The sequence below is a fragment of the Deltaproteobacteria bacterium genome, from assembly GCA_022340465.1.
Classification (GTDB): Bacteria; Desulfobacterota; Desulfobacteria; order Desulfobacterales; family B30-G6; genus JAJDNW01.
In genome coordinates this window covers 1-8,846 of the sequence record JAJDNW010000140.1, presented here as the reverse complement: position 1 = coordinate 8,846, position 8,846 = coordinate 1, and the positions used below count along the sequence as shown (strand labels likewise).

Below are 8,846 nucleotides of genomic sequence, written 5' to 3'. Positions count from 1 at the left end.
GGCCGTGCCCACGCCGGACACCCAGGCGAACATGCCGATCTCCTCCTGGAGCTGCTTGACGCCGGCCTTGGTCTTGGCCGGGTTGTAGGCGTCGTCGAAGTAGTGGTGAATGATTTTACGGCCGTGGATGCCGCCCTCGGCGTTGATCATCTTGAAATAGGCGTCGGTGCCGCGGGCGACGGCGCCCCAGGGGGCGGCCGGACCGGTCTGCGGGCCCCACTGGCCGACGTGAATCTCGGTGTCGGTGACACCCTGTTCGGCCGCTGCACTGAAACACAGGCCGAAAACCGCAATTGTCATTACCGCCAAAACGCACCAAAAATTCTTTTTCATACCTTCCTCCTTGATTTGCTGGTTCGTGGGTTTGTGTGGATTTGTGTTTAGTGTTTTGTTTTTAGTAGGTTGTCGGTTCAACGTTGGCAGCTCACCGCGCCAAACACTAAGCACAAAAAATTAAAAATTAAAACCTAAAAATTAGATCCCAAACACCACGTTAAACCTTCTTGACGTAATGTTTCGCAAACAGTCCGCTGGGCTTGACACAGAGCACCAGCACGATGATGACAAAGGCCACCACGGATTTAAACTCGATGGAGACGTACCCGCCGAACAGGTGTTCAGTAATGCCGACGATGTAGGCGCCGAACACCGCGCCGGGCAGGGAGGTCATGCCGCCCACGACCGCCCCGGCAAACCCTTTCAGCATGGGGTCCCACATCATGTAAGGCTCCATCAGGACCGGCGCCATGAGGAGCCCGGCCACGCTGCCCACCATGGAGGAAATGCCCCAGGTGACCATGCGGATGCGTTTGGTCTTGATTCCCATGAGGGCGGCGGCGGTTTCATTCTGCTGGGTGGCTTTCATGGCCACGCCCATCTTGGAGAAGCGGAAAAACAGGAAGAGGATGAGCATGATCACCAGGGCCACCACCAGGGTGAGCATGTCCAGCGTGCTGATGAAGATGTCGCCGAGGACGATGCTGTCGTAGGATGAAATCGGAAAAGGCATGGCCCGCTGGTCGGCGCCGAACTTCCAGGAAACGAAGCCCAGCAGGATCATCTCCATGCCGATGGTGATGATGATCAGCCCCAGGATGTTGGGCTCCTTGGCCCGCCGCAGAATGGCGAACTCGAGGAAGCAGCCCAGGAGCAGGGCGAAAACCAGGGTGAGGGGGAAGGCGACGTAATAGGGCGCCCCGTAGCTGTTCAGCAGCATGAAGGTGAGGAACACCGGCAGCAGGGCCATCTCCCCCTGCACGAAGTTGGGCACCTCCGAGGCTTTGTAGATCAGCACCATGCCGAGCCCCATCAGGGCGTAGGAACTGCCCACCGCGATTCCGCTGAGCACCATCTGCAGAAAATCAATCATCGCTATCCTCTTTTTAAAGCATTTTGCATTAAACAGCGGCGAAGCCGCGTTCCATAAAGTCGCGTGGCGAATTTATTTTAAAAGGGCCATGTCTTCCAGTACTTCTTGGTGCGGATCCAGATGCCGAAGATCCCCAGGGGTTCGAACAGCATGATCAAAATCAGGATCAGGCCGAAAATGATGGACTGGATATTTGAAACGCCCGTCATGGAAAACCAGCTTTCGGACAGGGACCTGATCCAGTCGCCAAAAAAGGGAACCTCCAGGACATTGCGCAACTGCAGGTCCAGAAGGGCCAGCAGACAGGCGCCCACCACCGGCCCCATCATGGAGCCCAGACCGCCGACCACGGCCATGGTCAGGAACATGACCGACATGAACAGGCTGAACATTTCGGGCTCGATAAAGCGCAGCACAAAGGCAAAGAGACCGCCGCCCACGCCGGCATAAAAAGCGCTGACGGCAAAGGCCAGGGTTTTGTAGAAGGTCAGGTTGACGCCCATGGTCTCGGCGGCGATGTCCGCATCCCGGATGGAGATAAAGGCGCGTCCCACCTTGGTCTTGACGATGTTGCGGGCCAGGGCGACCATCACGATCGTGATGGGAATCAGCAGGAAATAAAAGTCCTTGTCGTTTTGGATCTGCCAGGAGCCGATATTGAGATCGGGGGCGTTCAGTCCCTGTCGCTCGCCGAACATCTGGATCTTGCCGATGATCTGGGAGATGGTGACGCCGAAGCCGAGCGTTGCAATGGCAAGATAGGGTCCTTCCAGGCGCAGGGCCGGAAGTCCCAGCAGAAAGCCGAAAAAAGCGGCGACAACGCCGGCGCAGGGCAGGGCCAGCAGAAAGGGAAAGTGGGCGTTTACCATCAGGGCGATGGTGCCGTAGGCGCCGATGGCGAAAAAACCCGCGTGCCCCATGGAGATCTGACCGGTATAACCCACCAGGAGGTTGAGGCCCACCACGACGATGACGTTGATGGCCATGTAGTTGGCCACGTAGATGTAGTAATTTTTTGCGAATAAGGGAAAGAGGGCGAGGGCAAGGATCAGAACGCCCAGCCAGAAGGCGACGACACCGGATGTGAAAACCTTAACATCCTCGTAGTAATCCCGTTTCATGTCCATAGGCACGTGCTCCTGAAACAAAAGCGTGTCAAATTAAAAAACTGCAGTGCCAGCCGGTGAGAAATTCGATTGTCGCTAGTATCACCGGAAACCTGCAGTATTTACAAGACCGAAGATCTATCGCTGAGCTGTTTCTCGAAAAATATGCAACACAATGTTGGCAGGTTTATTACCTCAGGCCTGATTTTGAGTCAAGGGAAAAGGAAACGGGCCGGGCAAAAAATTAGCGCTACCCGGTTCCTTTTACTTTATAACCCTTAACCGATGCGTGGCTTTGAGTTTCCTCCAGGTTTTTCTGATAATTACCATGGGGGTGTTGGCGGCGTCCAGCCCCTCCTCGAAAGCCGCCTCACGGCACGATCGATTGAAGGCGTCGCTGGATGACCACGAGGCCAGCCGCTGCCTGATATACATGCCGAGATTTAGCTGCAGGGGGACGAGTTCCCCTATGGTGAGGTTGGCCATGGCTGCCCGGTCTTTCAGGGTCATGCCGCCGATAATCAGGTCAACGGCCGTCGAGACGTCCCGGGGCGGGTCTTCGTTGCCGGCCGGATTCTCAACGGATGTCCCGGTCTGCATGGGATTGTTTTCGGACAGGTTCAAAAAGGAGACGGCCTCGATGATGTCCATGACCGACCGGTAGATTTTCGGGTCGGAACTGGATCGCGGCCCGGCGACGTTCAGGATCCGGATGTCGTGATCCACCATCCAGTTGTTGATCGTCACCGCGGCATCGAAGGGGATCATTTTGTAAAAGTCTATGTGGAGCAGGGGTTTCATGTACTTTACGGCCATTTTGCGGGTGAATTCGGATCCGCCGGTAAGGGGGCCGTGAGAGAATATCAGCGTTCCGTCCGCTTCCCTGATGTTTTTCTTGGTTCTTTCGGGATAGCTGCCCGTGGGCATCTCCCTGAGCTGGTATTTGGCCGGCAGCGGGCCGTCTTCGGTCAGGCGGCCCTTCGGAATCCAACCGCCGTGGGGAATGCCGAGCTTGATGGCGGCATCCAGGGCGGCCTGGTCGGCACCGGTTTGCCCGCCGGATATGATTTTTTCCAGCATGGGTTGTCCTTCCTCCAGAGCGTTGCCGGGGAAACGTTACTTTTGTTTTTTAAAAAAGACAAGCGCTTTCTATGGCGGGATCAGCGATCGGATGCCGGGGGCGCAATCCTGATCCGGTGGGTTTGCTGCAGCTCTTGCCACAGTTCCTTGATGATGATGGCTGAAGCCTCATCCGGCACTATTTCAGATGCCTGGGTTGTCCGCATGCAGGACTTGAGCAGTTCGTGGTTGCCGCTCAGCAAACCGTAGTTTTCCCTTATGTAGCGTCCCAGGGTCGGGTGAAGTTCGTCCAGGTCCGGGGGCTCCATGGTGGATATCCGGTTTTTGTCCCTCAAAAACAGCTCGTCGATGAGCCGTTTCACGGCATCCTCAACGGTGGCGGGCCAGGCTTTAGCCCCTCCCGGACCCTGGCGGGGTTGCGAATTGCGAGCCGGCACGGCGTTCATCCTGGTATAGCCCAGGATGATGGCGGCTTCCATGATTTTCCGCGAGAGATTGTAGGACCGGCCGCGGGTTTCATCGTCCGAACCGGTGACATACACCCGGCTCACATGATTCAGTTTCAACCACGAGACAATCAAAGACCCCGCTTCGATGGGGGCGTACTGCCGCATGTCGATACCCAGCAGCTGCATACCGCGTTTGAGGGTCAAATGCCTGGCGTAATCGGCGTTTTCCCGAGGTTTCCCGGTTGTGAGGATGAGGGTGCCGTCGGTATGCTCGACATTCTGGCGTACGGCCGCCCTGGGATCCAACGCGGGAATGACGGTGAGATGGTAGGTTTCGAGCAATTTTTTCCGCTCTTCACCGCGGATGTAATGGATCCAGCCCGCATGGGGGACGCCATATTTGAGGGCCGCATCCAGGGCGCCCCTTTCCGGGTCGGTGCGCCCTCCTGATATGATTTTCCGGATCATCGAAACTTCCTTTTCAGCATCCACGGCTCTCAAACGGAGATATAGGGCTCGTCTTTCACGCGACCTTTCTATACGGTAAAAATAGCAAGTTGAATGCAAAAAACAAGGGCAACTTATCAAGACCCAACCCGGATAAACCGGAAATTCCAATATCGAATACTTGCGCTTTCTGGGTTCTTTATACGTTTTGAATCTTTGAATTTGGTATTTATTTAGAATTTGGTGGATTAGAATTTAGGATTTTTTTATATCCATTGCAGGTAAATTCGGTGTGAAAATCTTGTGCAAACAGGACGGGATTAGAATAAATAGGGACTTAATATCAATTGAACTGAATATACCATTTTGCCGACGCATCTTCCCCGACCGCGTTTTCCCCTATAAAACGCTGGAGGTCGTTTTTCTGACTGCCGGTCAGTCTCGAGAATTTAACGCCGCAAACCCTGGCGCGTTCGCCTTTATTGCTGTAGGTGATTTGATAGTCGGATATGATTTTGCAGAAGATGTCGCTGACCACCAGATCCTTGCCGGGAGTGGCAATGGAAATGTGATCGAAAGGGCTGGACCATTTATCGCTCGCCGTGTAGCGTGCTCTCAGTCCTTCCATGCTGATGTCGATCAGTTCGGCCCTGTGGAGGATGCGCGTCCTGCCTATCAATCGAAAACGCGGGCTTTTCTTGAAAATGACCTGGGAACCGGGCCGCACGGCATGCCGGGGCTCACGCCGCTGGCTTTTATCCGAAAGGCGGCTGCCGGCAAATTTTTTTTGATGGGCACTTCCCAGATTGTGCATGGCGTGAATCTACCCTTAACATTCGACAGGCTGAAACCCAAGTCGGCAATCGTCCGATTCAGGTGAAAACAAAAAAAGAAACCGATTCCGGGCGGTCTGCGGTTCGGGGATGATGTTCAACTTCGCTCCACCACGGTTGCGCCGTGTTTAAGAAAGTTGTCGTGCGCAGGAGCCTCTTTCTCACCGGAACCAAAACCATAGCACAACATATTTTAGAGGAAAAGCTTATTTTGTATCAGGGATATCAACCAACCAAAATGAACGTATACTGACAAATTACGACCCAAATTGAACTTAGATGCGATATAGAGCCTGAAACCATGAACCCTTTCCCGGGAGACCGCGACCACACTATTCGATCTCCGCTTTTCGAGTTGCGCTCCGACAAGCGCGGGATGACAGTTTTCTTACATTTCCAACAAACCTGGAAGTTGCTCATTTTACGAAATAATAAAAATAAATGATCATTAATAATAATGAAAAATTTAAATCAATAGTAATAAATGTAACCACAAAAATAATTAATGACAAAGTGAGAATGCCCGGTTAGAGGGACTATCTCCGGTGCCGGCTGAACAAATAACGTGACCGGAAAAGCGTGGCAGGGCATAGACGTGCTGGGACCGTACCGTGTTACTCATCGCTAAATTGAGCGATTTTCGGGTTTGCCACAGATGCAAGGAAAATGTCATCCCGCCGTAGTCGTCTATGCGAGATGAGAGTTGACACCGCAGGTGCGGGAAACCCGAAAATCCCGGAGGGTTTCAAATTTTAAGAGTTCATATAGATTTACATCATTGAAAATGAAATTATTTTGATTAAAATTTATGGTAATAATAATTTATCCAAATAAATAAAGCTAAATATTGATTATAATTTATAACGATATCGATTGTTCAAGGTGGTTATTGTTTTTCATCCCCGGGTTTTTCAATCTTGTTAGGCAGCGAATCCGGGTTGTAGTGTGAGCGCATTTTTTCCCACTGCTCGATCCGTTTATGCCTGATTTTAATCGGGTCTTTCCATTGCGTGAAGCCGGCATGGTACCCATCCGCCAACGCCGCGCTCAAGTGTTTTTCCCATGTTTTTGCCGTTTGTTCATATTGTTCTTGGTCGACGGGCGTACCGTCGGCGTTAAAGCGCAGGGTTTCGCTGAACACGGATGACGGCTGGTGGCACAAGGCGGCATAGAGGATTACCAAGAAGACGATCAACAAGGCTTTTTTCATGGGGATGACCTCACTTTTTGGATATTAGCTTTCGGTAACAATAGCAGATATTTAGTCGATTTGCAATAATAGTCTTTTTCTAAAGCGGTAAAAACCGCGCCATTGAACCCCGTCGATGAGAGCGGGGGGGGAATGGCGCCCGGAATTTTTGGGAGTAGGGAGGGGCTCGTTCCCCCCTGTTTTTAGAACGCGAAACGCGCCGGGCTATCTACTCGTCATCGGCCTCATGGGAACGGAGCAGCAGCACCGGTATTTCACTGTGGCGCACGACTTTTTCGGCAACACTTCCCAGCAGCCAGCGTCCGATGCCGCTGCGGCCATGGGTCGACATGGCGATCAGATCGATATCGTTGCGTCTGCAGACTTCGAGGATCTTCTCGGCCGGGTTCCCGTAAGGCGTGTGGATATCGACCTCGAGACCGCCGGTCGACAAACGCTCCTTGATTTTTTCCAGATATTCATTTGCACTGGAGACCACGGCCACCTGTGCATCGGTGGGATCGACGCCCGGCAACACGTGGGCCCTGCTGACAAGGATCAAACTCAACTTGGCCTTGAGCAGCAGCGCGAGCGCTTCTACCTCGGTCAACATGTTTTCCGCAAGTTTTGAACCGTCCAAAGGCACTAAAATTGATGTATACATGATAGCCTCCTGTTGTATTGGGTGAAGGGGTTCTTTGCGCTACTTGTGTTCATTGGGTTAGCGAGTAATGCAACAGACTCAAGGAACCCACCAACGCAACGAACAAAGCGCTTCCAGGGTGAAACCCGCGCCGAATCCAACGGGGCGACCTATCTATGTATGGCCGCCGCAATGACGCCGGCCGCCTCGTCCATATTCAGATTACCCGTGTTGATGACGATGTCGTAGTTTACGGGGTCCGCTATCTCGGCATTGAAATACTTCCTGATAAAGGCCCTGCGGTCCGATTCCGTTCGGATGACGCGCCTCTTGGCTTCATTCGCGGAAGTATGGTGTGCAAGACTTCCTGCCGGAATAGATCGAAGCCGAGCTTATCGGCAATGTTTTTAGCGATGACGCTTCCACCGCTACCGGGTTCTCTCGAGACGGTTATGACGGGATGGCTCTTTTCGGCGGGTTTTTCAACCCGCATGAGCTGCCACCGCCGCACGTGCTCCTCGATAATCTGTTCTTTGGAACGGCTTTTATGTTTCATGGCACCTCCTTGTCGGTTTTAACAGAGACGCTCGGGCCGAGTCCAATCGGCAGCAGGTGGGTGTGCTATATCCGGCGGAACATTCGATCGGAGATGCTGTTCGATTCGGCGACGTGAGATCCGTTTCAGGCATGGTGAAACCGGCCAACAAAACCGGATACAGTATAAAAATAACTATTTCGGCAAGGTATGTCAATCGTCGTCAGGTCGATCTGTTTGAAACCCGGCTTTTATTCGACGGTTTATGGTATACGATTTGAACAAACTCGAGGCACTGATAGCCCGCAAGCGGCTTCAGGACAGCCTGATTGATGCGCTCGAAAAAGTTCCGCTCGGCCTGAATGCGATATATTTTCTGCAACTCAAGTCGGTGCAGATGGGCCTCTTCAAATGGTCCGGATAGCCCCCGGCATAGCGGCTGTGGGGTCAAACACAACAGTTGCAATGACGGGATAGGTTTATTATTAAGGGAGAGTGAAAATTACGGAACGTGCTCAATCGAGCCGAAGGGAGAGGAGATTGATATGCTGTACCGAAAAATGCCGAAAAACGGGGATGAACTTTCAGTTTTAGGATTTGGCTGTATGCGTCTTCCGGTTACAGACAAGGGCGGCATCGACGAACCAAGGGCCATCAGGCAGGTCCGCGGTGCCATCGACAAGGGCGTCAACTACGTGGACACAGCCTGGCCTTACCATGCCGGCGAGAGCGAAAATTTTCTGGGGCGGGCGCTCGCGGACGGATACCGTGAACGCGTCAAGGTCGCCACCAAACTACCTTCCTGGATGATCGCCTCCCGGGAAGACATGGACCGCTATCTGAACGCCCAGTTGGAGAAGTTGGGAACCGGGCGGATCGACTACTACCTGCTCCACGGACTGCGCGGGAACTCATGGGACAATCTCGTAAGCCATGGCGCCATCGAATTCTTGGACACAGCCCTGGCCGACGGCCGTATCGGCAACGCCGGTTTCTCGTTCCACGGCGTGCTGGATGACTTCAAACGCATTGTCGATGCCTATTCCTGGACGTTTTGCCAGATTCAGTACAACTTCTTGGACCAGGAATTCCAGGCCGGCACGGAGGGCCTCGAATATGCGGCCTCCAAGGGCCTGGGCGTGGTGATCATGGAACCCCTGCGGGGGGGCAACCTCGGTCTGCCCACGCCGCCACC

Annotated in this window: 12 protein-coding genes; 2 read left to right on the top strand and 10 right to left on the bottom strand. The window is 53.4% G+C overall.

The window, feature by feature from the left end; all coding sequences use genetic code 11:
• The 10 genes from LJE94_18695 to LJE94_18650 all read right to left on the bottom strand — a co-directional run.
• Nucleotides 1–333: ABC transporter substrate-binding protein (locus LJE94_18695; GenBank protein MCG6912126.1), on the bottom strand; the 333-nt coding region annotated here is incomplete at its 3' end.
• 160 nt (nucleotides 334–493) lie between these two features.
• Complete coding sequence (locus LJE94_18690) at nucleotides 494–1,369, bottom strand: branched-chain amino acid ABC transporter permease (GenBank protein MCG6912125.1); 876 nt, start codon at nucleotides 1,367–1,369, stop codon at nucleotides 494–496.
• Between the two features lie 77 nt (nucleotides 1,370–1,446).
• A complete protein-coding gene (locus LJE94_18685; GenBank protein MCG6912124.1) occupies nucleotides 1,447–2,496 on the bottom strand; it encodes a branched-chain amino acid ABC transporter permease in 1,050 nt (349 codons plus the stop codon).
• A 243-nt stretch (nucleotides 2,497–2,739) separates the two neighbouring features.
• The gene (locus tag LJE94_18680; protein ID MCG6912123.1) at nucleotides 2,740–3,555 is read right to left on the bottom strand and encodes a putative molybdenum carrier protein; all 816 of its coding nucleotides are present in this window, start codon (nucleotides 3,553–3,555) and stop codon (nucleotides 2,740–2,742) included.
• 80 nt (nucleotides 3,556–3,635) lie between these two features.
• Nucleotides 3,636–4,472, bottom strand: a complete 837-nt coding sequence (locus LJE94_18675; protein ID MCG6912122.1) for a putative molybdenum carrier protein — start codon at nucleotides 4,470–4,472, stop codon at nucleotides 3,636–3,638.
• Nucleotides 4,473–4,794: 322 nt separating this feature from the next.
• Nucleotides 4,795–5,265: a PilZ domain-containing protein gene (locus LJE94_18670; protein MCG6912121.1), complete on the bottom strand. Its 471-nt coding sequence runs from the start codon at nucleotides 5,263–5,265 to the stop codon at nucleotides 4,795–4,797.
• Nucleotides 5,266–6,170: 905 nt separating this feature from the next.
• Nucleotides 6,171–6,494, bottom strand: coding sequence for a hypothetical protein (locus tag LJE94_18665; protein ID MCG6912120.1), 324 nt, complete (start codon nucleotides 6,492–6,494; stop codon nucleotides 6,171–6,173).
• Nucleotides 6,495–6,702: 208 nt separating this feature from the next.
• On the bottom strand, nucleotides 6,703–7,137 hold the full coding sequence (locus tag LJE94_18660) for a universal stress protein (GenBank protein ID MCG6912119.1): 435 nt from the start codon (nucleotides 7,135–7,137) through the stop codon (nucleotides 6,703–6,705).
• A 149-nt stretch (nucleotides 7,138–7,286) separates the two neighbouring features.
• Entirely contained in the window at nucleotides 7,287–7,436 is a 150-nt protein-coding gene (locus LJE94_18655) for a cytidylate kinase-like family protein (GenBank protein ID MCG6912118.1), read from the bottom strand.
• A complete protein-coding gene (locus LJE94_18650) occupies nucleotides 7,379–7,672 on the bottom strand; it encodes a cytidylate kinase-like family protein (protein ID MCG6912117.1) in 294 nt (97 codons plus the stop codon). The genes LJE94_18655 and LJE94_18650 overlap by 58 nt, the downstream gene beginning before the upstream one ends.
• 244 nt (nucleotides 7,673–7,916) lie before the next feature.
• On the opposite strand from LJE94_18650, the gene LJE94_18645 reads away from it, so the two are divergent.
• Entirely contained in the window at nucleotides 7,917–8,075 is a 159-nt protein-coding gene (locus LJE94_18645; GenBank protein MCG6912116.1) for a hypothetical protein, read from the top strand.
• A 121-nt stretch (nucleotides 8,076–8,196) separates the two neighbouring features.
• Nucleotides 8,197–8,846: aldo/keto reductase (locus LJE94_18640; protein MCG6912115.1), on the top strand; the 650-nt coding region annotated here is incomplete at its 3' end.

Excerpts from the sequence above, each read along its gene's own strand:
- LJE94_18690 (MCG6912125.1), bottom strand. The coding sequence starts at position 1,369 with ATGATTGATTTTCTGCAGATGGTGCTCAGCGGAATCGCGGTGGGCAGT.
- LJE94_18685 (MCG6912124.1), bottom strand. The coding sequence starts at position 2,496 with ATGGACATGAAACGGGATTACTACGAGGATGTTAAGGTTTTCACATCC.
- LJE94_18680 (MCG6912123.1), bottom strand. The coding sequence starts at position 3,555 with ATGCTGGAAAAAATCATATCCGGCGGGCAAACCGGTGCCGACCAGGCC.
- LJE94_18675 (MCG6912122.1), bottom strand. The coding sequence starts at position 4,472 with ATGATCCGGAAAATCATATCAGGAGGGCGCACCGACCCGGAAAGGGGC.
- LJE94_18670 (MCG6912121.1), bottom strand. The coding sequence starts at position 5,265 with ATGCACAATCTGGGAAGTGCCCATCAAAAAAAATTTGCCGGCAGCCGC.
- LJE94_18665 (MCG6912120.1), bottom strand. The coding sequence starts at position 6,494 with ATGAAAAAAGCCTTGTTGATCGTCTTCTTGGTAATCCTCTATGCCGCC.
- LJE94_18660 (MCG6912119.1), bottom strand. The coding sequence starts at position 7,137 with ATGTATACATCAATTTTAGTGCCTTTGGACGGTTCAAAACTTGCGGAA.
- LJE94_18650 (MCG6912117.1), bottom strand. The coding sequence starts at position 7,672 with ATGAAACATAAAAGCCGTTCCAAAGAACAGATTATCGAGGAGCACGTG.
- LJE94_18645 (MCG6912116.1), top strand. The coding sequence starts at position 7,917 with ATGGTATACGATTTGAACAAACTCGAGGCACTGATAGCCCGCAAGCGG.